General features: G+C 32.9%; 28 protein-coding genes. 22 read left to right on the top strand and 6 right to left on the bottom strand.

What is annotated here, in order from left to right; all coding sequences use genetic code 11:
• The 22 genes from rfbB to BT156_RS03340 all read left to right on the top strand — a co-directional run bounded on the left by rfbB (position 1) and on the right by BT156_RS03340 (position 21,294).
• A complete protein-coding gene (gene rfbB / locus BT156_RS03445) occupies positions 1-1,080 on the top strand; it encodes a dTDP-glucose 4,6-dehydratase (RefSeq protein WP_072407260.1) in 1,080 nt (359 codons plus the stop codon).
• Positions 1,081-1,089: 9 nt separating this feature from the next.
• Complete coding sequence (gene rfbA, locus BT156_RS03440; RefSeq protein WP_072407258.1) at positions 1,090-1,950, top strand: glucose-1-phosphate thymidylyltransferase RfbA; 861 nt, start codon at positions 1,090-1,092, stop codon at positions 1,948-1,950.
• 175 nt (positions 1,951-2,125) lie between these two features.
• A complete protein-coding gene (locus tag BT156_RS03435) occupies positions 2,126-2,974 on the top strand; it encodes an ABC transporter permease (protein WP_072407256.1) in 849 nt (282 codons plus the stop codon).
• A gap of 19 nt (positions 2,975-2,993) precedes the next feature.
• A complete protein-coding gene (locus BT156_RS03430; protein ID WP_072407254.1) occupies positions 2,994-4,256 on the top strand; it encodes an ABC transporter ATP-binding protein in 1,263 nt (420 codons plus the stop codon).
• Between the two features lie 130 nt (positions 4,257-4,386).
• Positions 4,387-4,788, top strand: a complete 402-nt coding sequence (locus BT156_RS03425; protein ID WP_072407252.1) for a sugar 3,4-ketoisomerase — start codon at positions 4,387-4,389, stop codon at positions 4,786-4,788.
• Positions 4,785-5,246 (top strand): acyltransferase, encoded by a 462-nt coding sequence (locus tag BT156_RS03420; protein ID WP_072407250.1) that lies wholly within the window; start codon positions 4,785-4,787, stop codon positions 5,244-5,246. Before BT156_RS03425 ends, BT156_RS03420 begins: the two co-directional genes overlap by 4 nt.
• Entirely contained in the window at positions 5,239-6,339 is a 1,101-nt protein-coding gene (locus BT156_RS03415; protein WP_072407248.1) for a DegT/DnrJ/EryC1/StrS family aminotransferase, read from the top strand. The genes BT156_RS03420 and BT156_RS03415 overlap by 8 nt, the downstream gene beginning before the upstream one ends.
• Positions 6,340-6,341: 2 nt before the next feature.
• Complete coding sequence (locus BT156_RS03410; protein ID WP_072407246.1) at positions 6,342-7,316, top strand: hypothetical protein; 975 nt, start codon at positions 6,342-6,344, stop codon at positions 7,314-7,316.
• A gap of 5 nt (positions 7,317-7,321) precedes the next feature.
• Entirely contained in the window at positions 7,322-8,218 is an 897-nt protein-coding gene (locus BT156_RS03405) for a glycosyltransferase family 2 protein (protein WP_072407244.1), read from the top strand.
• A 2-nt stretch (positions 8,219-8,220) separates the two neighbouring features.
• Positions 8,221-9,042, top strand: a complete 822-nt coding sequence (locus BT156_RS03400) for a glycosyltransferase family 2 protein (protein WP_072407242.1) — start codon at positions 8,221-8,223, stop codon at positions 9,040-9,042.
• Position 9,043: 1 nt separating this feature from the next.
• A complete protein-coding gene (locus BT156_RS03395) occupies positions 9,044-9,913 on the top strand; it encodes a glycosyltransferase (protein ID WP_072407240.1) in 870 nt (289 codons plus the stop codon).
• A gap of 11 nt (positions 9,914-9,924) precedes the next feature.
• Entirely contained in the window at positions 9,925-10,593 is a 669-nt protein-coding gene (locus tag BT156_RS03390) for an NAD-dependent epimerase/dehydratase family protein (RefSeq protein ID WP_072407238.1), read from the top strand.
• Positions 10,594-10,599: 6 nt separating this feature from the next.
• Entirely contained in the window at positions 10,600-11,553 is a 954-nt protein-coding gene (locus BT156_RS03385; protein ID WP_072407236.1) for a glycosyltransferase family 2 protein, read from the top strand.
• Between the two features lie 12 nt (positions 11,554-11,565).
• On the top strand, positions 11,566-12,354 hold the full coding sequence (locus BT156_RS03380) for a glycosyltransferase family 2 protein (protein WP_072407234.1): 789 nt from the start codon (positions 11,566-11,568) through the stop codon (positions 12,352-12,354).
• Positions 12,355-12,362: 8 nt separating this feature from the next.
• Positions 12,363-13,325 carry a glycosyltransferase family protein gene (locus BT156_RS03375; protein WP_072407232.1) on the top strand — a complete coding sequence of 321 codons (963 nt, stop codon included), beginning with the start codon at positions 12,363-12,365 and terminating at the stop codon, positions 13,323-13,325.
• Positions 13,326-13,392: 67 nt separating this feature from the next.
• On the top strand, positions 13,393-15,195 hold the full coding sequence (gene asnB / locus BT156_RS03370) for an asparagine synthase (glutamine-hydrolyzing) (RefSeq protein WP_072407230.1): 1,803 nt from the start codon (positions 13,393-13,395) through the stop codon (positions 15,193-15,195).
• A gap of 2 nt (positions 15,196-15,197) precedes the next feature.
• Positions 15,198-16,358 (top strand): glycosyltransferase family 4 protein, encoded by a 1,161-nt coding sequence (locus BT156_RS03365; RefSeq protein ID WP_072407228.1) that lies wholly within the window; start codon positions 15,198-15,200, stop codon positions 16,356-16,358.
• A 76-nt stretch (positions 16,359-16,434) separates the two neighbouring features.
• Positions 16,435-17,256: an FkbM family methyltransferase gene (locus BT156_RS03360; RefSeq protein ID WP_072407226.1), complete on the top strand. Its 822-nt coding sequence runs from the start codon at positions 16,435-16,437 to the stop codon at positions 17,254-17,256.
• Between the two features lie 5 nt (positions 17,257-17,261).
• Complete coding sequence (locus tag BT156_RS03355) at positions 17,262-18,197, top strand: glycosyltransferase family 2 protein (RefSeq protein WP_072407224.1); 936 nt, start codon at positions 17,262-17,264, stop codon at positions 18,195-18,197.
• Between the two features lie 193 nt (positions 18,198-18,390).
• Complete coding sequence (locus tag BT156_RS03350) at positions 18,391-19,389, top strand: acyltransferase family protein (protein WP_072407222.1); 999 nt, start codon at positions 18,391-18,393, stop codon at positions 19,387-19,389.
• A gap of 12 nt (positions 19,390-19,401) precedes the next feature.
• Positions 19,402-20,340, top strand: coding sequence for a glycosyltransferase family 2 protein (locus BT156_RS03345; protein ID WP_072407220.1), 939 nt, complete (start codon positions 19,402-19,404; stop codon positions 20,338-20,340).
• Positions 20,341-20,355: 15 nt separating this feature from the next.
• Entirely contained in the window at positions 20,356-21,294 is a 939-nt protein-coding gene (locus BT156_RS03340) for a glycosyltransferase family 2 protein (RefSeq protein ID WP_072407218.1), read from the top strand.
• Between the two features lie 2 nt (positions 21,295-21,296).
• Here the strand turns inward: BT156_RS03340 and BT156_RS03335 are convergent, their stop codons facing one another.
• The 6 genes from BT156_RS03335 to BT156_RS03310 are packed head-to-tail and all read right to left on the bottom strand — an operon-like array spanning position 21,297 to position 26,902.
• Positions 21,297-22,220 (bottom strand): hypothetical protein, encoded by a 924-nt coding sequence (locus BT156_RS03335; RefSeq protein WP_139255399.1) that lies wholly within the window; start codon positions 22,218-22,220, stop codon positions 21,297-21,299.
• Positions 22,220-23,638: an MBOAT family O-acyltransferase gene (locus tag BT156_RS03330; RefSeq protein WP_072407216.1), complete on the bottom strand. Its 1,419-nt coding sequence runs from the start codon at positions 23,636-23,638 to the stop codon at positions 22,220-22,222. The genes BT156_RS03335 and BT156_RS03330 overlap by 1 nt, the downstream gene beginning before the upstream one ends.
• 2 nt (positions 23,639-23,640) lie before the next feature.
• Positions 23,641-24,021 (bottom strand): VOC family protein, encoded by a 381-nt coding sequence (locus BT156_RS03325; RefSeq protein ID WP_072407214.1) that lies wholly within the window; start codon positions 24,019-24,021, stop codon positions 23,641-23,643.
• Positions 24,021-24,260: an acyl carrier protein gene (locus tag BT156_RS03320; RefSeq protein WP_072407212.1), complete on the bottom strand. Its 240-nt coding sequence runs from the start codon at positions 24,258-24,260 to the stop codon at positions 24,021-24,023. The genes BT156_RS03325 and BT156_RS03320 overlap by 1 nt, the downstream gene beginning before the upstream one ends.
• A gap of 9 nt (positions 24,261-24,269) precedes the next feature.
• Positions 24,270-25,175 (bottom strand): class I SAM-dependent methyltransferase, encoded by a 906-nt coding sequence (locus BT156_RS03315; RefSeq protein WP_072407210.1) that lies wholly within the window; start codon positions 25,173-25,175, stop codon positions 24,270-24,272.
• A gap of 5 nt (positions 25,176-25,180) precedes the next feature.
• On the bottom strand, positions 25,181-26,902 hold the full coding sequence (locus BT156_RS03310) for an HAD-IIIC family phosphatase (protein ID WP_228429974.1): 1,722 nt from the start codon (positions 26,900-26,902) through the stop codon (positions 25,181-25,183).
• Positions 26,903-26,911 lie beyond the last annotated feature (9 nt).

The raw sequence follows: 26,911 nt of genomic DNA, 5'->3' as shown, positions 1-26,911 counted from the left end.
ATGAAAAATATAATAATTACCGGAGGAGCAGGATTTATAGGATCCCACGTTGTAAGAGAATTTGTGAAAAATAATCCCAACACAACGATCATTAATCTTGATGCACTCACTTATGCCGGAAATCTGGAAAATTTAAAAGACATCGAAAACGAACCCAATTACGTTTTCGAAAAAGCAGATATTACAAACCCGGAAGAGCTCAGAAAAGTATTTGAAAAATACAATCCTGATGCCATAGTTCATTTGGCTGCAGAAAGTCACGTTGACAGAAGTATTACAGATCCAATGGCATTTATTAATACCAATGTAAACGGAACCGCCAATCTTCTTAATCTTTGTAAAGAATTCTGGACATTAAACCCAGATCACACGCACGGAAGATTTCCTGATGAAAAAAGACAAAACTTATTTTATCACGTTTCAACCGATGAAGTTTACGGAAGTTTAGGAGAAACAGGATTTTTCTTAGAAACAACCGCTTACGATCCACAATCACCATATTCAGCTTCAAAAGCGGCTTCTGACCATTTGGTAAGGGCATATGGAAATACGTACGGAATGCCATTTATTGTTTCAAACTGTTCAAACAATTATGGACCGAATCATTTCCCTGAAAAGCTAATTCCACTTTGTATTTCAAATATCATTAACGAAAGACCATTGCCAATTTACGGTGACGGAAAATATACTAGAGATTGGTTATATGTGATTGATCACGCAAAAGGTATTCATCAAATCTTTAATGAAGCTAAAACAGGCGAAACTTACAACATTGGAGGTTTCAACGAGTGGCAGAATATTGACTTGGTGAAAGAATTAATTAAGCAAATGGATGCAAAATTAGGAAAACCTGAAGGTCATTCTGAGAAACTAATCACTTTTGTAAAAGACAGACCGGGGCACGACAAACGTTATGCCATCGATGCTACCAAGCTTAATAAAGATCTTGGATGGAAACCCTCAGTAACTTTCGAAGAAGGTTTAGGAAAAACCATCGACTGGTATCTTGAGAATAAAGAATGGCTTGAAAATGTAACCAGCGGCGATTATCAGAAATATTACGATAATCAATACAATTAAACACACAAAATGAAAGGAATAATATTAGCCGGAGGTTCCGGAACAAGACTTTACCCTCTTACAATAGCCGTAAGCAAGCAACTGATGCCTGTTTATGACAAACCGATGATCTACTACCCTCTTTCTACATTGTTATTAGCTGGTATTAAAGACATTTTAATTATTACAACTCCACACGATCAGGCGGGATTCATCAAGCTTTTAGGTGATGGTTCGCAGATCGGATGCAACATAGAATATATTGTACAGCCCAGTCCGGATGGTTTAGCGCAGGCTTTTATTTTAGGTGATAAATTTATCGGAGACGATTCTGCAGCCTTAGTTTTAGGTGATAATATTTTCTACGGTTCTGAAATGGGAACTTTATTAAAAAACAAAACCAATCCTGATGGAGGTGTTGTTTTCGCTTATCACGTCGCTGATCCTGAGAGATACGGTGTTGTTGAGTTTGACAATGATTTCAAGGCTGTTTCCATAGAGGAAAAACCTACAACTCCAAAATCAAACTACGCCGTTCCCGGCCTGTATTTTTATGACAATGAAGTTGTAGAGATTGCCAAAAACATACAACCTTCCCCAAGAGGAGAACTTGAAATAACGGATGTAAATAACGTTTATTTAAGCAAAAACAAGCTTGAAGTAGGCGTTCTTGACAGAGGAACTGCCTGGCTTGACACCGGAACATTTGACTCCCTTCATGACGCATCGGAATTCGTAAGCGTTATCGAAAAGAGACAAGGTTTCAAAATTGGCTGTATCGAAGAAATTGCTTTCAGAAATAATTTTATCAACGAAGAAAAGCTATTAGAAACGGCCATAAAATATGGTAAAAGTGGATATGGCGAATATCTTAAACAACTGATAAAATAATCAGAACAATATTAACAATTAAGAAAACTATTGACTTTATGGTCAGTAGTTTTTGCTCATAACGATATTTTTCAATACATTAGTTGTTATTTTTAGGTCAATATGAAGAATAATTCATAATCTAAAAAAATTCGGATAAATTAATTATTATAAATTTGCATAAATTTTTACACAGATGAATGAACCACAACAAAAGTGGACAGAAACCATTGAAGCCAACCATACTTTATTTGATCTAAAGCTCAAAGAAGTGTGGAAATACAAAGATCTTATTTACATGTTTGTAAAGAGAGATTTTATATCGAGTTTCAAGCAAACTATTTTAGGACCAATTTGGTTCTTTGTTAATCCCATTTTCACTACTTTTACGTATCTAATCGTTTTCGGAAAATTAGCTAATTTGCCAACAGACGGGGCGCCTCCATTGTTATTTTACCTTGCCGGCGTTACTCTTTGGAACTATTTTTCAGGAGCATTAATCGGCACCTCAAATACATTTACAGGGAATGCCGCTATTTTCGGCAAAGTCTATTTCCCAAGACTTGTTACTCCGATTTCAATTGTAATTTCGAATTTGATGCGTCTCGGTGTTCAGTTCCTTTTATTTGTGCTTGTTTGGGCGTATTATTTGGCCATAGGAGAAGTCCATTGTAACATTTGGATCTTAGCAACCCCTTTCCTTGTTGTTTTGATGGCGGTTTTTGCCCTAGGAGTTGGGATGATATTTTCCTCACTTACTACAAAATATAAAGACCTTGTTATGTTACTTGGTTTTGGTATAAGTTTATTTATGTACGCCACTCCGGTAATCTATCCTGTGTCTTCACTTCCGGGATATTTCAAAAAGCTGGCCTACTACAATCCATTAACCGGTATTTTTGAATGTTTCAAATATGGCTGGCTTGGTGTTGGAGATTTTTCGCCAATAATGTTGGGAATAAGCACAATTATCATCTTTGCCCTGTTGGCAATTGGAGTTGTGGTTTTCAACAAGGTAGAGAAAACATTTATGGATACTGTATAATTATTTAAACTGAAAAAATATGCTGGCTTTAAAAGCAGAAAATATATCAAAACAATATCGTCTGGGACAAGTGGGAACAGGTACTCTTTCTCATGACCTTAATAGATTTTGGCACAAAGTAAGAGGTAAGGAAGATCCTTATTTAAAAATAGGAGAAGCTAACGACAGATCATCAAAAGGTGTTTCTGAATACGTATGGTCTCTACGTGATATTGATTTTGAAATTGAACAAGGAGATGCTGTAGGAATCATTGGAAGAAACGGTGCCGGAAAATCTACTTTATTAAAACTATTAAGTAAAGTAACAAAACCTACTACAGGAAAAATCTATACACAAGGCAGAATTGCCTCATTATTAGAAGTTGGAACAGGCTTTCACCCTGAAATGACAGGAAGAGAGAACGTATTTTTAAACGGTGCCATCCTTGGAATGACCCGCAAAGAAATCACCAGAAAATTCGATGAAATTGTTGATTTCTCCGGTGTAGAAAGGTATATAGATACTCCTGTAAAAAGATATTCTTCCGGGATGTATGTACGTTTAGCATTTGCCGTTGCTGCCCATTTGGAATCTGAAATTCTTATTGTAGACGAAGTTCTTGCTGTAGGAGACGCAGAATTTCAAAAAAAATGCCTTGGCAAAATGGGTGACGTAAGTAAAGGAGAAGGAAGAACCGTGCTTTTTGTAAGCCACAATATCACAGCTGTTAAAGAGCTCTGTAACAGCGCATTACTCCTTGAAAAAGGTCTTTTGATTAATCAGGGAGATGTCAATAAATGTATCATAGAATATCAAAAGAACAACGAGGTTAAGTTTTTCTATGATTATTCAGACGATAGAGTAAAATTGGAAAATGAGAAGATTTTAGTTAAATCTTTCAAAACTGAACCTATTAACGGAGATATGATCAATATTAAATCCGGTATTTTGGTTACAGTTTCTTTCATGTCTAAAATGGAAGATGTAGATATTGATCTTTCTTTTTTACTTAAAAACAGCCACGATCTAACGGTTATGAGTACAGGATTAATGTTAAGCAACAACAAAGATTCTCAAAAAGGAGATTATACTGTTACTTTTGAAATTCCTCCCTATACTCTTAATGAAGATTCATATTATTTTGATTTCTTCTGGGGTGTAAACAGGTCAGATATTGCAATCAGAACATCTATTTTTGGTTTTGAAGTACACGGAATGCAAAATCAATTTGGAGAAATAATTAAATCTCCGGGAGTTTTATTTCCGAAAATTACACATAACGTGGATTATCAAAAAATGTAGAAATATTGAGTTTTTTCGAAATTATGTTGATTAATAATATATTTCAAGAAACACATTATTTTGTTTATTATCATTTAATTTATACATTTATTTGAAAGAAATTCATCACTAATAAATTACATTCATAATAATGGATATTCCTCATATTATAAATTTTTCTAAAATAGGCTCTCAAGATCTGGGATATATCACTGTTGCCGAAACGCAAAAAGATACTCCTTTTGACATTAAAAGAGTCTATTGGACGTATTATACTCCTCAAGACGTCATCAGAGGAGGTCATGCTCATAAAGAGCTTCAACAGGTAATATTCGCAGTTTCAGGAACTATAGAGTTTAATACTCTTGATTTACAGGGTAATAAAGATACTTTTATCTTAGACTCGCCTTCGAAGGGTTTGTATATTCCTAAACTGATTTGGAGAGATATTAAATTCAGTCACAGTGCAGTATTATTATGTTTGGCGTCAGAAATTTATGACGAAGCAGATTATTTCAGAGATTTTGAAGAATTTAAAAATTACAAGAAATGATTCACTCTTTAGCTGATGTGCAATCTCAAAATATAGGTAGCGGCACCAATGTTTGGCAGTTTTGTGTGATTCTAAAAGATGCACAGATAGGTGAAAACTGTAATATCAACTGTCAGGTACTTATCGAAAATAAAGTGATCATAGGGAATAATGTTACGGTAAAACCGGGAGTACAGATATGGGACGGAATCACCATTGAGGATGATGTTTTTATTGGGCCTAATGCTACTTTTACGAATGATTTATTTCCAAAATCCAAAAATAAAGATTTTAAACTGGAAGAAACTTTAATAAAAAAAGGAGCTTCTATTGGCGCAAATGCAACAATATTAGCAGGAATTACCATTGGAGAAAATGCACTTATCGGCGCCGGAAGTGTGGTTACCAAAAATGTACCTGCCAACGAAATCTGGGTTGGAAATCCAGCAAAATTTTTAAAGAAAAACACGAATGATTAAATTCCTCGACCTACAGAAAATAAACCTTACCCATCAACAGGAAATTGAAGATGCATTATTACAGACTTTCCGTTCCGGATGGTATTTGCTGGGTGATAAAGTAAAAACTTTTGAACAGGAGCTTTCACAATACTGCAATGTTCCTCATGCTATTGGTGTAGCCAATGGTTTAGATGCTTTGAGATTGATTTTCAGAGCATATATAGAGCTGGGTATAATGAAAGAAGGAGATGAAATTTTGGTTCCCGCCAATACTTACATTGCATCAATTCTTGCTATTACAGACAATAAATTAGTCCCCGTTTTAGTAGAACCGGACATCAATACGTATAATATTGACATCTCTAAAATTGAAGAAAAAATAACGGCTAAAACGAAAGCCGTACTTATTGTTCACTTATATGGAAGCATTGTATTCTCAGAAGAAATAGAACGTATTGCTGAAAAATATAATTTAAAAATAATTGAAGACAACGCCCAAACAATAGGCGCTGTTTGGAATAATAAAAAATCCGGAAGCCTGGGAGATGCTGCTGGATTTAGTTTTTATCCCGGGAAAAATCTGGGAGCTTTAGGAGATGCGGGAGCTGTTACTTGTAAAGACCAAGAATTGGCAACATGCATCAGAACTTTAGCAAATTACGGTTCACAGAAAAAATATGTGAATCAATATCAAGGCTACAACTCTCGTTTAGATGAGATTCAGGCTGCTGTTTTATCTGTAAAACTGAAATATTTAGATACAGAAAATAAAATACGTAAAGAAATTGCAGAAAGATATCTTACAGAAATAGTAAATCCTAAGATTGTTCTTCCTCTTCATAAAACAGAAGAAAACAGTCACGTATATCATGTTTTTGTCATCAGAACAGAAAATAGAGATGAACTACAAAAACACCTCGAAGAAAATGGAATTCAGACATTGATCCACTATCCTACTCCTCCTCATCATCAGGAAGCATATTCTTATTTGAAAGAACTTCAGTTACCAATTACCGAAAAAATTCATAACGAAGTTTTAAGCTTACCGATATCTCCTGTAATGACAGAAGATGAAGTATCAACAGTTATACAAACTTTAAATTCTTTCTAACAATGGTACTTAATATAATATTTTCCTTTAACCGCGCTATTCAGTTAGATTATCTTTTACAGTCTACTTTAAAGAATTTTAAAGCAGATTCAAAAATTGTAATTCTATATCATACAAGTGGCGATCACAAGAAAGGATATGATCTGCTTATAAAAAAATATGCCGATCAAAACATATCTTTTGTTGAAAGAAAAAATGTACTTTTTGATTTATCTTATCTAAAAGCGATCCACTCAAAAAGAGACTGGAAGTTTTTTAAAGAAAAAAATCTTTTCAATAAAAACGGAGATAATTTTAAAGGATTGCTTCAGAAAATCATTCGCAACAGCAATTGTGAATTTTTGATGTTCAATACTGATGACGGTGTTTTCTTTGATGAAATTACTATTCCCGAAGAAGTTTTCACGATTATCAGAAACAATCCAGAAAATGCTTCTTACAGGTTATATGTCGGCGAAAACCTTGAAGGTCAGCCAACATATCTTGAAAAGAAAAACGATTATTATCAATGGGATTATTATACCGATAAAGAGATACACCACTGGTCTTATCCATTCTCTGTGGATGGAACAATTTACAACTCAAAAGGTCTTTTAAAACATCTGGAAAAGATAGTTTACCACAACCCTGTAACGCTCGAAGAAAAAGGAGTTAATTATATTATGCAAAATAAGCTTTTCCGTATTGGGTTAAGTCCGATAAAATCAAAGCTTGTTGCAACAAAACTAAACAGAGTATCAGTAGATTCTTTAAATCCTACCATTCATATCAAACCGGATTTTCTTAATGAGAAATTTATAGACGGTTATACATTAGAATTAATCATTCCGAAAGAAATAGACAATGCAAATATAGTTCCCTCAGAGATTTTTCTTGTAAAAGGAGATGAAAGAGAACTTATTTATTCCTTAGATGCACATGGAGAAAAGGTACAAAGCTTATTAGGAATTGAAGGAGCAAAAGAACAATTAGAATAATTATTTTGGAAAAAAAAGATTTAGTAAGTATCATCGTTTGCAGTTACAATCAAGGAAAATATATCAAAGAATGTCTTGATAGTGTTAAAGCACAGACCTATCCGAACATTCAGCTAATTGTTGCTGATGATGCTTCTCCTGATAATTCTGTTCAGGTTTTTGAAAACTGGCTGTCAGAAAATAATTATCCGGCAATTACTAATTTTCATCAAAATAATACTGGGCTTGCCACTGTTCTTAATGAATGTATTGAGCTTATAGAGGGAAAGTATGTAAAAATTATTGCAGCCGATGACTTTCTTCACCCCGATTCTATACAGGAATGTGTAGCAAAACTAGAAAGCTTAGGTGAGGACTATGGAATGGTGTTTAGTGATACTTATGCTATTGACGACAACTCAAATATTTTGCCGGACATAGCTGATTATGACAAGTTGGGCGGGGTACCTCCTGAAACTTTCAAAAAAGATCTTCTTATCGGAAACAGAATTGCAGCATTAACCGTATTAATGAAGAAAGAAGCGCTGATAAAAACAGGAACTTATAAATCTGATCTTTTAATTGAAGATTATTACCGATGGTTAAAGATCAATGCTTTATACTCTACAGCATATGTTCCGCGTAAACTTGCCTATTACAGGCTTCATGATTCAAATATTTCTTCTGCAAGAAAAGAAAGAATAGATGAAGAATGTTTATACCTTCAAATGTTGTTTGATAAAAAAGGAGATATTAAAGGAATTATCAATTATAAAATAGGTAAATTATACGAAAATAATAAGTTATCTGATTTTTTGCTGAACCAATTCAAGGAATATCCTTACAAAAGAAGAAAGCTAAAATTAGCGTTACAATATAAAATATCGGCTCCTTTGTATAAATTTTTAAGTAAAATCATTTAAAAATGCATCCAAGAATTTCCATTATCGTTCCATGCTACAATCAGTCCGAATATCTTGATGAATGCCTGCAGACAGTTCTTGAGCAGACGTATCAGAACTGGGAATGTATCATTGTGAATGACGGTTCTCCCGATAATACAGAAGAAGTGGCAAGGAGATGGACTGAAAAAGACGGTCGATTTAAATATCTCTATAAAACAAACGGAGGACTTTCATCCGCAAGAAATGCCGGAATAGAAATTGCCAACGGAGAATGGATTTTACCTCTGGATTGTGACGACAGGATTGGAAATCAGTATCTAAAACTTGCAGAAGAAAAATTTAATAATGGCTATACTGTTATTTATTGCAAAGCAGAATTTTTTGGTACAACAGACGAATCCTGGAAATTAGCTACTTATAATTATGACCATTTATTACTAGAAAACCTCATTTTTTGCACTGCTTTTTTTAAAAAAGAAGATTGGAAAGCAACGAAAGGTTATGACTCAAATTTAATCTACGGAAAAGAGGATTGGGACTTTTGGCTGTCTATTTTAGATGAAAAAAAGACAGTTCTGTGTTTAGACTACTTAGGTTTTTTCTATCGAAGAAAAGAGGAATCTATGGATGTTGAAATCAATCAAAATAAGGCTAAAAAGGATTTCTCATTAAATTATATCTATAAAAAACACTTAGAAAAATATCTGCCGAAAGATAGCAACGCTATTGACAATTTTATACAGCAAAAAAACATTGGAAGAAGCCTAAACTTTTACAATCATATCGTTAATAAAAATACAATTAATAAATTTTTGTTTAAATTAATTACCAAAACGCCTTAGAATGCTCTCCATTATAATTTCATCATATCAGCAACCATACTATGATCAGCTTGTTAAAAATATTAACGAGACGATTGGTGATGGTATTGTGTATGAAATTATACAAATGTGGAATCCCAATCTAATGAGCATCACAAAAGCTTATAATCTTGGCGCAGAGAAATCACAATATGATAATCTCCTTTTTATTCATGAAGATCTGGTTTTTCACACGCAAGCTTGGGGTGAACAATTAATCGCCCATCTCAACAAAGAAAATGTTGGAGTTATAGGATTAGCAGGTTCTTCATATGTTCCCGCAGCACCTGCCAGCTGGACAGTTGCAGAAAAGTATAATGTTATAAATATTTTACAAGGCAACAAAGAAAATACCCAATCTGTTCGCCTAAATACAACACTCAAAAATATGACTGAAGTATTTGCCGTTGATGGTGTTTTTATGGCAATTAAAAAAAAGGATTATTCAGAGATTAAATTCAATGAGGATTTATCTGGTTTTCACGGATATGACTTAGATTTTAGCCTAAGATGTTCGAAAAAATTCCAAAATTATATTGTTGATGATATTCTGATCGAGCATTTTTCAAAAGGAAATCCAACGAAAGAATGGTTTGACACGAATATAAAAATCAGGCAAAACTTAAAATTTAATTTTAATAAAAAAAATGATTCCGAAACCGAAAAAAATAATTTTTTAGGCTTTTTGTATAAATATTTTGAATATTATCTTATTAATAAAAAAAATATCCTTTTTACATTAAAATTTTATCCTCTAAATAGAATTAATTTTAAAGATCATATTGTAATCGCAAAAAAATATTATCATTACCTAAAATATGCTTCTGATATTAATAAAAAACTAAAGTCTTAAAAATAACACGAATGATTATAGGAAACGGACTTATCGCAAGCTCATTAAAAAATATAGATTCAGAGGACATGCTGTTCTTTGCTTCCGGCGTTTCAAACTCCCTCGAAACCAGAAGCTCTGAATTTGAAAGAGAATTCTCTCTTTTAAGAAATACTTTAGAAAATAATCGCGACAGCAAACTTATCTATTTCTCTACGTTAAGCATCAACGATCAGTCAAAACAAAACAGTCATTACGTTCTGCATAAAAAGGAAATTGAAGATTATATCCGGGAAAATTCTGAGAATTATCTCATTCTGAGAATCGGAAATATCGTTGGAAAAGGAGGAAACCCAAACACTCTTTTCAATTATCTGAAAGCTCAGATCTCAAACAGCAATAAATTTGCATTACACACTAAAGCCCGAAGATTATTAATAGATATTGATGACATCGCATCATTTTTAGATTTAAATTGCGCTCAGATAAAGAATAAAACAATTAATTTTGCTTATCCATATTATTATAATCTTAGTGAAATTATTAATGCAATTCAGCTAAAAATGGATAAAAAAGCAACTTTTGAAGAAGTGAACGAAGGAGATTTTTATAAGGTAACTTTTGATGAAAATATTAATAATTTTTTCTCAAAAACAACCGCTGAAGATTATATAAAGATTCTTACAGAAAAATATATCTAAAAACACATGACTAAAGTTTATTTTATAATAGTTACTTACAACGCTATGAAATGGGCGGAGAGATGTTTTACAAGTTTGAGACATTCTAATCTTCCAGTGAAATGTATTGTAATTGATAATGGTTCCACAGACGGCACTCAGGAATATATAAAAACTACTTTTCCCGAAGTAGATTTCATACAATCTGCGGAAAATTCAGGTTTTGGAAGAGCTAATAATGTAGGAATAGAGAAAGCCTATAAAGAAGGTGCCGATTTTGTTTATCTCATGAATCAGGATGCATGGGTTTTTCCTGATAGTGTAGAACAGCTACTCGAGGTTTACAACAGCTATCCTAACAAGGATCAAATAGGTATTTTAAGTCCGATGCATATGGACGGAAGCGAAAAGAGATTTGACCTCCATTTTGAAAACTATATTGCACAGGACGCTAAAAATAACAGATTGGTTTCTGATATATTTTTTGGCAGTATTAAGCCTTTTTATGAAATAAAATTCGTGAATGCGGCACATTGGTTTATTCCCAGAAACATCATTGAGAAAGTTGGAGGATTTAATCCGTATTTCTTTCATGGTGCTGAAGATTATGACTACATCAACAGGGTTACTTATTTCGGATTCAAAATAATTGTTTGTCCGAAAAGTAAGGTCGTACACGACGCAAAAGTGCAATCTTTCGAAAAAGAGCAACAGAAAACGCCTGCTGAAATCTTAGCCAGACAAAGGCTTTCTATGCAAATGCAGAGGGAAACGAGATATATGAATCCCAATTTTGATTATAACATCAAGAGAGAAAAAAAGGCCTTTCTGACCTCTATTTTAAAAGTAGGGGCACAAAGAAATCGCAGTGAATATAAATTTTACATGGAACAGTATAAATACTTTTCAACGAAATTTAGTGAAATTGAAGCCTATCGAAAAACAGCTATGACCGGTAAACATCCATTTTTAAATCTTTAAATCATAACTAAAATGGAAAAGCTGCCTATAAGTATCTGTATTCTTTCCTGGAAAAGTGGGAGTACTCTTAAAAACACTTTAAAGTCATACAAAAAGTATGGACTTTTAGAGATGGTGGATGATATTGTCATTCTCTTTCAGGAAGTAAGTGAAGAAGATAAAAAAACCGCAGAAAAATATAAAGTCAAATATATTGGCTTAAAAGACAATATCGGGATTGGAAAAGGCATGAAAATGCTGGCTGAAAATGCTTCTACCGAAAACATCCTTTTCCTGGAACATGATTGGGAACTTATTGAAGAAAAAAGCTTTGTATTTTCTCATCTTAAAGGCGGATTAGATCTTATCAGTAAAGGATTTGATGTTGTACGTTACAGAAGCAGAAAAAGCCCAGGATATCCTTTAATATCAATTAGAAATAAAGGGAAAGAGCTTGATTATTATGATGATTGGCACGAATGTACCTCTCCTCACCTGCTTGAATCTCTCCATTGGCTAGACCCGGCTGTAGAGTTTCCCGATAAAATACAAAAGCAGGGAGAATACTTCGTAACCACTTCCCGATGGGCCAATTGGACAAACAATCCTTATCTTGTTAAAAAAAGTTATTTGCTTGAAAAAATCCTTCCCTTTTCCGGAGAATCTGTTTCTCTTGAAAGAAATATTGCCTCTTGGTGGGTAAAACAGGATTTTAAAATAGCACAGGGCGAAGGTCTTTTTAAACACAATGATTTTACTAAATATCCGAAGAAAAGTCTTCTTCGCAAAATATTGAGTAAATTGAAAAATAAATTTAAATAAGCAACGTAATGAAAATCCTTTTTCATGAGAACGAACTCAATTACAGAGGGACTTCCATCGCATTATATGATTACGCAGACTTCAATGAAAGATATCTGGGAAATGAGTCTGTCATTGTTTACAATAAAACTTTACCCACAAATCATCCGTTAGGAATTGAAAAATTCGAGAAGCGCTTTCAGGTAATTGATTATTCAGATTTTAAAGAAGTTGACACCATTATCAAAAACAATAATATTGATCTTTTTTATGCCATCAAAAATGGTTTTATAGACGGTGTAGAAACAAAAGAATGCAAAACCGTTATTCACAGTGTTTTTAAATACCTCGAACCTCACGGAGATGTATACGCCTATGTTTCAGAATGGTTAAGTGAAGAAATGACAGGTTCAAAATCTCCTTTCGTTCCTCATATGGTCAATTTCGGAGCCGAAACCCATGACGATTTAAGAGCTGAACTTAACATTCCCAAAAACGCCAAAGTTTTTGGATATTATGGTGGCGGACAAAGTTTTAATATTGCTTTTGCGCAGCAAACAGCAGAAAAGATTGCTTCAAAATATAAAGATGTTTATTTCATTTTCATGGGAGTGGATACTTTTGTGAAGAAAAAGTGGTGGAAATCTGCTCTTACCAATATCATATTTCTTCCTCCAAGTTCGGATATTATGATGAAACTTAAATTCATCAACACTTGTGATGCCCTTCTTCATGCCCGTGAAAGAGGTGAAACGTTTGGAATCACCGTTGCTGAATTTGCGATTAAAGGAAAACCCGTCATCACTTTTGCAGATTCTCCCGAGAAAGCTCATAATATGCATTTGAAAAATAAAGCCTATTATTATCACAACGCAAAAGAATTGAAGGATATTATTTTAGATTCAGATCTGAAGTTATCTGCGAAAGAACTGTATGAAAAGTTTTTACCTCATCCCGTAATGGATACTTTTAAAAAGGTATTTATAGATTAATTAATCTTCAATTTTTATATTTCATAAAACACAAATAAAAAACAAAACTTCCCTTAACAAATTACATATGTGTGGAATAGCCGGAATAATCACCAAAAATGCAGAAAATTATCAGAACACGATAAAAAAAATGACGGATGCCATGGCGTATCGCGGTCCGGATTCTTCTCATTTTGAATTTTATGCAAATGCTGCATTAGGTCATAGAAGACTTTCAATTATCGATCTTTCTGAAAATGGTAAACAGCCTATGTTTTCCAGCACAAAAAAAGAATGTATTGTTCTGAATGGTGAAATTTATGGCTATCAGAATATAAAAGATCAGTATTCAGATTATCCTTATCGTGGAGGTTCAGATACGGAAGTTATTCTTGCAATGTATCAGAAAAAACAAAAAAACCTGATCCATGATCTTCCCGGAATGTTTGCTTTTGCCATTTGGGATGAAGAAAGGCAGGAATTGTTTTGTGCAAGAGACCGTTTCGGAGAAAAACCGTTTTATTACGCTATTGGTGAAAACGGCGAATTCATTTTTGCATCTGAAATTAAAGCAATTTTGGCTTCAGGATTGATAAAACCAGAGATTGATAAAGCACAGATCGCTTATTATCTGAAAAACGGCTACATTCATCCTCATAAAACTATTTATAAAAACATTTTCAACCTTAAACCGGCTCATACACTGGAACTTAAAGATGGAAAAATAGAAACAAAACCATATTGGACGATCCCGACTGAAACTTCAAAACTGAGTTTGGACGACAGTATTGAAAAATTCAAATATCTTTTTGATAATGCTATAAAAAAACAGTTGGTTGCCGATGTTCCTGTAGGTTCTTTTCTTTCAGGAGGGCTGGATTCCAGCACAATCGTTGCTGTTGCATCAAAGTATAAAGAAAACATTAAAACGTTGGTTTATGGCTATGAAAGTGGTGATTTAAACGAAATGCCCTATGCCCAATCTATAGCAGATAAATATAAAACCGACCATCATATTATTTTAGATAAAAAACAGAAAATTTCTGAAACCCTGCAGGAAGTCTATTCTTATATGGATGAACCTCTGATGGACACTTCTTTGCTTCCAACCCATCTTATTTTTAAAGAAGCTGCGAAAGATCTTAAAGTGATTCTTTCCGGAGATGTTGGGGATGAGCTTTTTGGAGGATACAGTTTTTACAGATATAACATAAACCTGTCTCAAAAAGGGTTTTATCCTGATTATCTTTCAAAAATGATTCTTATGGCAGGTAAGTTTAAGGAGATTGGATCGGAAAGACGTCATAGAGCAGAATATAGTGACACATTAGATTATCATCAGAATAAAGTTCGAAATCATTTTACAGTTTTCGAAATTAAAAAATTAGGCATCAGTGATGAAGTTCCTGGGCAGGATTTTAGTTTTACACCTAAAAATGAAGACTACAATGATCTGATGCGAATAGATCTTGAAAAATATGTCCCCGGAAATATGCTCTTGAAAGGTGACAGAACTTCGATGTACAACTCTATTGAAGTAAGAATTCCGTTTTTGGATATTGATTTTGCGGAGTTTTGTATTCAGCTTCCGTGGCAATACAAAGTAAACTCCACCGAAGATAAAATTATATTGAGAAAAGCTTATTCTCAAGCCTGGACAGAAGAGATTGCAAAACGTAAGAAAAACGGTTTTGGAGCCTCTGTGAAAGAATGGTTCAAGGAAACCGAACTGCAGGATCTAAGCCGAGAACTTCTTGAAAATAAGAATAGTTATATATTTAAGTTTTTAGATTTCAATGAGGTACAAAAGAAACTTAACAAGCAGATGCAACACTGGAGCTTGCTGATTCTGGCACTTTGGTTTGAGAATAATAAAAATTACTTACAGTAACTATGAAAATAGGTCTGACACAAAATGATTATCCGATCAGAAGAAACATTTTAAATAAAGTTTCCGGATTTGAGTATATATTTTTGAGAAAGAATAACAATCTTTTTCATTCTTTGTCTACTGTAAAGAAAATATTATTTAGAAAAAAAAGCAATATCGAAGGAAAATATTTTTTTTATCAAAAACCGAAGATCGATATTCTGCATCTTTATAATGATATTAATTATTCTTCTCAAAAATGGGTTACGTCTTTTGAAACGTTAGTTCCAAGATTTACTGAAACTAAAAACGATCATCAAAAAACTGAACCTCAACATATTCATAATACAAAAACAGAAAATGCCCTTAAACAGATTTCCAGAAAAAACTGTTTAGGAATTATCTCAATTTCGCAGGCTTCTGCAAATATTCAGCTAGAGTTATTAAAAAATTATCCTCAATTTCAGGAAGTAATTAAAAATAAACTTTCGGTTATTCATCCGTCTCAGGAGGTTATTCCAAGAGATTCGGAGGAAGTTTACAAAAATATTGGGGTCTTTAATTTCATTTTTGTCGGAACACAATTTCACTTGAAAGGCGGTGTCGAAATGATTGAAGTTTTAAAAAAATTAAGACAAAAATATAATTTCAAACTTACGATTGTTTCCTCGTTTAAAACCGATCATTACGTAACTAAGGTGACCGAAAAAGAAGCTCAGGAAACTAAAGAAATGTTGAAAAAAGAAGAATGGATCGATATTTTCGAGAACATTCCTAATGAAAAAGTTTTAGATCTCATTAAAGAATCCCATGTAGGTTTGCTACCAACTTGGTCGGACACTTATGGATTTTCCGTTTTGGAAATGCAGGCAGCAGGAGTTCCCGTCGTTACGACAGATATACGTGCTTTGCCGGAAATTAATAATGAAAACTGTGGATGGCTTATTCATTTACCTCAAAACCGTTTAAAACAAGCGCTTTATTTCACAAATGAGCAACGAGATGAGCTTAAAAGAACATTGAAACTACAGCTTGAGAATATTTTAGAAGATATTTTTACAAATCCTCAGCAACTGTTGGAAAAATCAAAAAATTCTTTGGAAAGAATTAAAGAAAATCACGATCCTTTTGTCTTTAGTGAAAAACTAAACACCATATACAGCAAAAAAATCAATATATTCTAAAATAGAATTTATAAAACAGAACTCTGGACAAAAATATTTTCAACAGATTAAAAAAAACAACTATAAAAAAAATAATATGTATAAATCATTAAAAAAAAGTTTTACTAGCATTTTTTTTCAAGAAGGTATAATCAATTTTATCAAGAGAAAACAAAATATTTCTTTTCTGGATAATAGGAAACTTTTTATAATTAATTATAATAATAAAAAGACTAAAATATTTTTAAATAAAAAATTCGGGTATGTCGATTTTTATATTTTTAAAAATGGAATTTATGAACAGGAAATTATTGATGATATAAGAAACACCCTTTCTAAAGACAAAGTATTATTAGATATCGGAGCCAATATCGGTCAACATAGTTTATTACTTGCACCTTATTGCAAGCAGATTTATGCTTTTGAGCCAATTCCAGATGTTTATAAAGAATTTAGCGATAGTATTAAAGAAAATAAATATCAAAATGTAAAACTTTTTAATACTGCAATAGGCAAAGATTCTGCTGTACATTCTTTTAATTATGTAGCAGGTCATGCTGGTATGAGTTCATTTATTGAGTCTAAAAATCCCGGAAATAAAATAATTAATGTTCAGGTTGAGCCTTTAAAGAAAATGATTGCTGACACGAAGTTTGATGTCGTTAAATTAGATGTTGAAGGCTATGAAGCTGTTGTAGTATTAGGCAACAAAGATATTTTCCTGCAAAACAGACCAATATTTTTCATGGAGTTTTGCCCATTAGCAATTGAAGAAGAAGGGACTTACACTCCTCAAGATTTAATAAAATTCTTTCTAGATAATAATTACAAAGTATATAGTAGAGAATTAAAAAAAGAATTCTACAGCGTAGAGCCAGAATTAATTATCAATGACAACTTAATTATTACCCCAATTTAACCGTAATGCAGATATCAGTTATTATTCCCGTTTACAATGCGTCAGAATTTTTGGAGAAGGCTGTAGATTCTGCACTACAATTTGATGAAGTACAAGAAATTGTATTAGTTGAAGATAAATCGACCGACAATTCATTGGAAATTTGTCAGAAATTGGTTGTGAAAAACTCAAAAATCAAATTATATCAACATCCCGACAAAGGAAATCACGGAGCCGGAGCAACAAGGAATTTAGGACTTGAAAAAGCAAACTGTGAATTCATATCTTTTCTTGATGCTGATGATTATTACCTTCCCAACCGTTTTGAGGCAGAAAAAGAAATTTTTAAACATACCAAAATTGAAGGTGTTTTCGGTGCTATTGGTGTGGAATATTTAACTGAGAAAGGCAAACAGGCATTTCAGGATAAGTTCAAAAATATTTCTTTGACCACCGTTAATTTTCCTGCAGAGGGAGAAGAGGTTTTCAGAGGTCTATTAGGTTTAACAACTAAGGTTTTCGGAACATTCTTTCATTTGAATGCTCTTACGATAAGAAAATCAGCATTAATAAAGAATGATCTTCGCTTCAACGAAAATCTTCGTGTACATCAGGACTCCGATTTTATCACGAAATTAGCTTATCACTGCTATCTAAAATCCGGAATTATAGATAAAGCGATTGCCGTAAGAGGTGTTCATGACAATAACAGGATAACGAAAATTGTAAGGTATTCCAGAGAATATAATCAAAGACAGCTTCTTTTATGGACTTCACTCTATAATTGGGCAGATTCAAATTCAATACTTCCGGAAGGTAAAAGGAAAATTTATCTGACCTATAAATCGTTTGACTTATCATTAAAAACAGGACTAAATAAATATTTTTGTATCTTTTTAGAAGTTATTAAAAACCCGCAAATATTAAAAACACAATATCGCTTTACCTATCTCAACAGATAAAATGGAGGCAGTTACTACCCAATAGTACGCTTTATATCAATCATTTAGTTAAAAACTATTTAATTAAATATAAGTTTTCTGATAATTCGGAATAATAAATAGAAACATAATTAATCGTAAAAATAATTCTGTCATTTTTTACTTTTTAAATATATCAATCATCAAAAGAACAATCATTAGTTATTAAAATATTATGAAACTAAATAACCTACAGATATTAAGAGGAATTTCGGCATTATTAGTTTGCTGTTTCCACTTTCGGGGCTATATAAATTTTGAGACTATACAATTTGGTGATATTTTATTCGGAAAGGGAAATATCGGAGTTCCTATTTTCTTTGTAATCAGCGGTTTTATAATGGCATTTACAACCCGGAAATTGGATTTCAGCAAAGGTATTTCAAAAGAGATCTCAATATTTTATAAAAGAAGATTAATCAGAATTGTGCCACTTTATTATCTATTAACTTTTGCATGGATGATTCTTGGAGGAAGTTTCTTTTTATACTTTCAGGGAGAAACTTTTTCAAGGTTTTATCATTCGATGCTGTTCCTTCCCGAGAAAGATACTCCGCCGGTTCTGTATTTAGGCTGGTCTTTGAATTATGAAATGTTTTTTTACCTTATATTCGGTATTTCATTGGTATTTAAAAGGTATAGGTATTTTTTTATAGTAGTCTTTTTCATCATCACTTATATATTAGGGCTTCTATTTGATTTTGGCAGTGCTTATATGCAGATGGTTACCAATTATTCTAATTTATTCTTTATAGCAGGCATTTTATTCGCTCTTTTACTGGCGAAAGTTACAGTTCCTAAAAAATGGGCAACAGTAATTTCAATTGTTGGAATTACGTTTTTTATACTGCATTTATTTAAAATTATAGTTATAACAAATCACTTATTGGTATTATTAATCGTTTCTATGTTTGTATTGTCATTTTTACTATTTGATTTTACCTTTCATATAAAAGGAAATCGGTTTTTAATCTTTTTAGGAGACATTTCTTATTCTCTATATCTGTCTCATCCTTTTGTAGAAATACTTTTCAGAAAATTCAAAGTACAAGGTTATCTTAATTTGCCTTATCTTGTATTGAAATTGGCTATTGTAATTGCTGTAGCAGCATTTTTTTACTATTTTGTAGAAAGAAAAATAACCGAATATTTAAAACTAAAGTTAAAAGCATAATTTGATAAAAAAATGAAAATTTCTGTAATCATTCCCGTTTATAATGCTGAAAAATACATCTCACAAGCTGTAGAGTCTGCCCTTCAGTTCAAAGAGGTATATGAGATTATTTTAATTGAAGATAAATCTCCGGATAATGCTTTGCAGATTTGCCAGGAATTAGCTGAAAAATATGATCAAATTAAACTGTATCAACATCCGGACAAAGGAAACCACGGCGCAGGAGCGTCCAGAAATCTGGGATTAGAAAAAGTAACCGGTGATTTTATCGCATTTTTAGATGCTGATGATTATTATTTGCCCAATAGATTTGATGCTGAAAAAGAGCTTTTCAAAAACCCGGACGTAGATGGTGTTTATGGAGCCAATGGAGTACAGTATTATTCAGAAAAAGCAAGAGAACAATTCTACCCTATTTATAAAGATAAACTAGATACTGTCTATAAAAAAACAAATCCTGAAGATGTTTATTTAGGTTTGATCAATTTACGCGGGACTTTTGGTTTAATTCATCTCGATGCTTTAACAATTAGAAAATCGGCTCTTTCCAAAATGAGCAAAATGTTCGAAACCTCTCTTCGGCTTCATCAGGATTCAGAATTTGTAATAAGATTAGCTTACTACCTTCAACTTTACACAGGTATTAATGATAAAGCTTTAGCGCTAAGAGGACTACATGAAGACAACAGGATTACAAAGGTAGATTCCGGAAAAATAAATCCTGCCACAACAAGGGTTTTACTTTGGAGAGAACTGAATAATTGGGCAAAAAACGAAGAGACGATACCCGAAGATGTTAAAATTCATATCAACAGAATGCTTCGCAGCTTTGAGATCGCCATTGCCCCAACTTTCAAAAAATGGGGATTGATTGCGAAATATCTTATTACGGACTACCCAAGTATCAGATCAGGATTATATAATATTAATTTTAGGTCTGCCCTAATTTAAATTGCTATTATTTATATGAAAATATCAGTAATTATTCCCGTTTATAATGCCGAAAAATATGTTTCTCAGGCTGTAGAGTCTGCATTGCAGTTTGAAGAAGTATTTGAAGTGATTCTAATAGAAGATAAATCGCCAGACAATGCACTACAAATCTGTACGGAATTAGCTGAAAAATATAACCGGGTAAAACTCTATCAACATCCCGACAAAGAAAATCATGGAGCCGGAGCAACCCGAAATCTGGGATTAGAGAAAGCTTCCGGAGATATTATAGCATTCCTAGATGCCGATGATTACTATCTTCCCAATAGATTTGATGCCGAAAAAGAGCTTTTCAAAAATCCCGATGTAGAAGGTGTATACGGTGCTATCGGGGTTCATTATTATTCTGAAAAATCAAAAAAACAGTATTATAAGTTATTCGGAGATCGGCTTACGACTGTCTATAAGAAGCATCACCCGAAAGATGTATTTCCAGGGCAGATTCATATGCGAGGAGCTTTTGGGCAGTTTACCCTAGATGCTCTTACCTTACGGAGAGAATCGTTAGATAAAATGAGCGCTTTCTTTAAAACCCATTTAAAGCTTCATCAGGATACAGAATTTCTATTAAGACTATCTTACTATCTCAATTTGCATACAGGCATTATAGACAAGGCTGTAGCGATGAGAGGCGTGCATGAAGATAATAGAATCACTAAAGTAAATTCCGGACAGATAAATCCTGCCACAACAAGGGTTTTACTTTGGAGAGAAATAAATAAATGGTCTCAAAATGAAGAAACCATCCCCAAAGACGCCAAAATTCATATAAAAAGGATGCATCGCAGTTTTGAAATTGCTGTTGCTCCACGTTTTAAGAAATGGGGAATGATAGGAAAATATCTTATTACGGATTATCCCAGTATTCGTTCGGGATTATTCAATATTAATTTTAGAAAAGGATTGTTTTAGAATTATTTCATTTTTGGATTTGCTATGATAGAATCAGCAATCTGAGCAGTGAAGACCTTCCCGGATTCTTTATACATATGGTTTCCATCCGTATAAATATAATTCTCTGGTTTTGAGGATAAGTCAAAAAACTTAACTCCATTTTTTTGAGCTATAGCCTGTATTTTACTGCTGAATCCCGGAGAATATCTGTTTTCAAGCTCCATCATGCCTTTGAACGCCGGAATTCTTACAATATAAACCGTTCCTTTTTCTTTAAGATACTTAATCATATCTTCAAAACCATTTATTCTGTATTGTGAGATTTGCTGCTTTTTAAGCATATCAGTATATCCTTCAATCTTTTTAACTTCTCTGGCTCTGATGCTGTCAGGATGTATATTAACATTTACTTCCATCCACCCATTTTCATGCAAAAAAGTCTTCGATCTTCCCATTTCCTGTCTATCCCTGTAAATATTAAACCAGCTTTTTGAAAAATGCTTTAAAAGGTATTCATAGTTTGGGCTCATATCATAAAAATGCATATCAGCCAAAGGAGAATTTCTATCCGGATCTTCTTTCGAGTTTATTAAACTTTTGTCTACCGACAAACACCAGGGATCAACCGTTAAAATGAAAATTCCATCTTTGGTATCCGGGTTAATTCTTTTCTTTACAGCCTCAAGATATACTTGCCCGTAAGGAGAATCACCAATATTCAGTGCAAAATTATTAAACTTTCTCCCTCTAAATTTTTCATCCAAAACATAGGGAATAACAGCCTGCCCGCCTCGGGAATCTCCCAAAATCATATCGGAAGGGTTAGGCCCCGTATAATGTCTGTAATTATCATCCGTATTACCATCTGCATAAGTTCCTAAGAACAGCAAAACACCAATAACTCCAATAATATAAAATGATATTTTAAATAAAAACTTTTTCATTAGAACTGTTCATAGATGAAACTTCCGTTACCAAACACGCCGTAATACATAATCAGAAAAATAAGAAAAACATAAAAGCTCCTTCTTACCATTGGTTTAAATCTGCTGATTTCCAAGCCGTGTTCCTGCTCTTTATTAATCCAGTCAATTAAAATGATAACTCCGATTAACCCTAAAATTTTAATTTTAATAAACTGCGGAATTGAGAAAAGTGAAAGACTGAAAATTCTTCCATACATCCCGAAAGCATCTTTTAAACTAGGAGCCACAAACAGAATCAAAGCAAAACAAACCAAAATCATTGTATAAACAATATTCCCAAATTCTTTAAATGTAGGAATTGTCTTAGATAATTTTTTCTTTTTATTAATCTGATTGTTAACCACTAACGGAACATAATACAGCCCTTGCAACGCTCCGTACACAATAAATGTCCAGTTTGCTCCGTGCCAGAAACCTACGATCACAAAATTCAGAAAAACGGCAAGCATTAACCCTTTTTTATCATAATCTCTAAACTGTATTACCAAAGGTGTAAAGACATATTCTGTTAACCAAGAAGTCAATGAAATATGCCATTTCCTCCAATAATCTGCAATATTCTGAGCAAAAAGAGGGAAAGCAAAGTTTTTAGTGGTTTTAAAACCTAAAAGTTTTGCGATACCAATAGCCATATCCGAATATCCTGAAAAATCCGCATACATCTGGAATAGAAAAAGTACCGCCCCAAAAGCTATCGTACTCCCCGAAAGATTTTCGTAATTTTGGAATATATTCTGAGTAATGGGTGAAATACTATTAGAAACAACCAATTTTTTGAATGCTCCCAAAAGGATCTGTCTTGCAGCATCAGAGCCACTTTCTATTGTAAAAACTCTTTCTTTCTTCAACTGTGGAAGTAGTAGCCCTCCTTTGTCGATAGGACCGGAAGTCATACTTGGGAAAAAGGAAATGTAGTTGAAAAAAATTAATGCATCTGTTTCAGCTTTCAACTTATTATTCTTAATATCAAGAATATAGCTTATCATCCTGAAGGTATAAAAACTAATTCCCAGCGGTAAAATTATTTTTAAGGTCAGATCATTTTTAATTCCAAACAAATCGGCAAAAGACTCAATAAAGAAATTAAAATATTTAAAATAAAATAATGTTCCTACAGAAAACAGCAGTCCTAAATTTACCCAAAGTTTTTTTCGTTTCAGATCTTCAGCTTCAGAAATTTTCAGCCCTAAATAATAGCATATTGCTGAGCTTACCACCAAAAGTATAAGAAACCTCCAGTCCCAGCTTGCATAAAACACATAGCTGGCCAATAATAAAAAGATATTCTGAGCCTTAAGATTTTTTCCTAAAACCCACCAGTATATGGCAAAAACAACCGGAAAAAAAAGAATAAATACAAAGGATGTAAACTGCATTATCAGTTGCTATTTAAAAGTTCTACAATTCCATAAGAAAGCATTAAAAAAGCTACTTTTCTGTTATTGAAAAGTATCGCTTCTTTGGGTGGAGAAATTAGCATTCCTCCTTTTTCGGTAAGATCTTCTATTGTTTTATCAATATCATCCACCTCATAGCAGATATGATAGTATGAAATTCTTTTTTTCAAAAGATTTTCTACCGGCTTTCCCGCAACAAGCTCGATATTCAAACCATCTTCTACCGTAATCATACATAATTCTGCCTGCTGATTAGGATCAAAAACAACAGGAGTTTCTTCTATGATTTTGTGAAGTTGCCTTATACTTTGGAGTTCTGCCTGTATATCCTTACAGGCAACTCCTACGTGATGAAATTTCATTACAATTTTGAAGCAATAGAATTTGCCATTTCACCCACCGTGTTCCAGCTTTGAATTTCTGAAGAAGTAAAACGGACTTTAAAAGCCTTTTCTACCGCCACAATAAGTTGAATATGAGAAAGTGAATCCCATTCTTCCACGTCATTTGCTGTAGTATTTTCTGTTAAGGTAATGTCTTCGTTATCCAATTCTTCACGGAAAATTTCTGATAATTTTGATAAAATTTCTTCTTTATTCATAATGTTTAATTATTTTTTTATTTTTAAAAAAGAGGCATACATGGTTGCAATCTTTCTTTTTTCTGCTTTTTCTAAGTCTATGTCTTCGCTTACAAAATACCTTTCATCCACAATTTCCAATCCGGCCTCAATAATTAGATCTCTGATTTCCTGAACATTGTTAAACAGATAAATATGGTCTATTGAAGGTGCATTGGTAGGCGTTGTAATAAATATAGTTCCTTCGGGCTTTATTAAGCTTTTTATCTTCGTTAATAATGCCAAAGGATCTTCTACATGTTCCAGAACCTCTCCCATTGTTATGAAATCTTTCTTTTCATCCTCATCAGTATAATCGAATACATTTTTTAGATGATAGATAACTTGATCACTTTTGATTAAACTTTTTGTTAGTTCAAGTGAAGTTTCGCTAATATCAAGAGCTTCAAAAGTACAATCGTCACCAATTTTTCCCATCGCTGCCTCAAAATATAAACCATGTCCCGCTCCTATTTCAAGATAAGATTGTACAGGCAAATATTTTTGAATTCCATTTTTAAAATACTGATACACATCATAATGATGCTTCCACAAAAACTGAGAAAGCAACAATCCGTGCATATGGGAAACCATTACATCCGGATTATTATACATTGCCTTGTTTACAGCATCAAATGAAGTATTTCTGTATTTCCCGGTTCTCATAAAATCCAGCATTTCTTCATTAAAATCCCCGATCATTTTAAGATAGTAGTTGATTGAATCATCAAATGTAAGACTGTTCTTTTCAAGAATATCTTTATACTTATTTATAAAAACATTATAATCATTAATATAATTTTCTTCTTCCTTCAAAAAAGAAAAATTCTTTTGCAGCTTCTTGCCATGAATAGCATTTTTAGTCGCGATGTTTTCGATTAATTGTTCAATTTCCATATTTATTATGTAGTGCTTATAAAAACTTCTTTTTGTTCATAGCTATCAATATCCAATACCCATTTCCCCTCATTTTCTATAAACCCTAACCTTTGGTAATGATCTTTTACCATTTGGTTTTTTGCTGTTGGAAGGTATTCTCCCACAACATATTTAAAACCATTCTTTTTTGCTGTGTCAACAATAGTATTTAATGTAAACTCTTCCATTCCTCTCTTTAAAACTCTACAGCTCATCAGCCATGTTTCAATGAAAAGAGTTTCCGTATCCTTTTTTTCTAAAACAATCACGCAAATCAATCCGTTATCACCGTATTTATCTACCAAAGTAAAAGAAATAGTATGATGATTCTCCGAATTCATAAGGTTTTCAACTTCCTGCTCTGTATATCTTACCGTTCTTAAATTGAACTGATTAGAACGCTGCGTTAATTGAGAAACCCTTGGTTTTGAAAAGTTATTGAATGCCTGAACATCAGACTTCATATTCATACTTTTAAGAAAATCTTCTACGTTGGTAAAACTGTCTAAAGCAATTGCTCTTTCGGCTTCAACCTGATATTGTTTTGTTCTTTCGGCATCATTTTCAGAAAAGCTTGCGGTTTCAAAAAGATTTAAACTATATAAATATTCCAAATATTCTGCAGGATCTTCCGGTAATTCCGGAACGCAAACATCAGGAAGGTTTTCTCTTACAATATTTCTTTCAAAAGGATTGTCATCCAGGAAAACCATAGAATCAAATCCAATATTCAATATACTCTGAATTTTTCTGATATTGTCTGCTTTATTATCCCAATTGGCTACAAATACAGCAATATCATCTAATGTAAGAACCATATCGGGATGTTTTTCAAAAGGTTCTTTTGCCTTATCCTCATCATTTTTACTGCAAACCGCTATGATGATACCTCTCTTCTGTAAAGCTTTAGCCCAATATTGAAGTTCTGTAAATGCTTTTCCGATTCCTAAACTTCCGATCTGGATTTTCTCAAGACCGTCATCACCAATAATCCCTCCCCATGTTGTATTATCGAGATCCAGGATCAGACATTTCTTAAATTTACCTTCTACAGAAGATAAAATACTCACGATGTGGTGCGCCACAATCGGCAGTACATCTAAAGACAATACCATTTCTGTATTCACATAAATATTGGGAGAAAACATAAAATTTCTGCCCCATTTATTTTGAATGGAAAGTAAATCTGCGATGAAAAGATTATTCTTTTTAACCGCTAATTCTGATAATAAATAATTCAGTTTATTTTGTTGGAAAACAAAAGATGATTCTACTTTGTTCGCAAAATTTCCAAAAATTTGATTATCAATACCTGCAAAATTGCAATAAACAACTTTACTCTTCGTCCTATTTTGAATTGTACTGTATAATTCTTCTATATAATTGATCTTATCCTGAGCAAAATTCAGCTGAGAATGATAAGATTTATAATATTGCGTCAGCAACTTATGTGAAGATTCGAAGATGATCGTGTAATCAGCATTAAACTCGTAATACTCTGATGTAGGATCTAAAATCTGACGGGAAATCTGTCCAAAATCTGCCTCAAAAACCTCTAAATCAAAGCCTTCATCAATAGCAGAACCTTTCAAGGCTACATTTAAAAACTGAGTTGCCGTATCTCCCAACAACGCCACCTTTATTTTTTTCAGCCCTTCCGGTTTTTTACTTACATTTTTCTTTAATTGTGTAAACGTTTTCATCATAGGTTTCAT

The organism is Chryseobacterium limigenitum (assembly GCF_900114875.1).
Classification (GTDB): domain Bacteria; phylum Bacteroidota; class Bacteroidia; order Flavobacteriales; family Weeksellaceae; genus Chryseobacterium; species Chryseobacterium limigenitum.
Note: the sequence above shows the minus strand (reverse complement) of the source record. Positions and strands in the feature narration are given on the sequence as shown.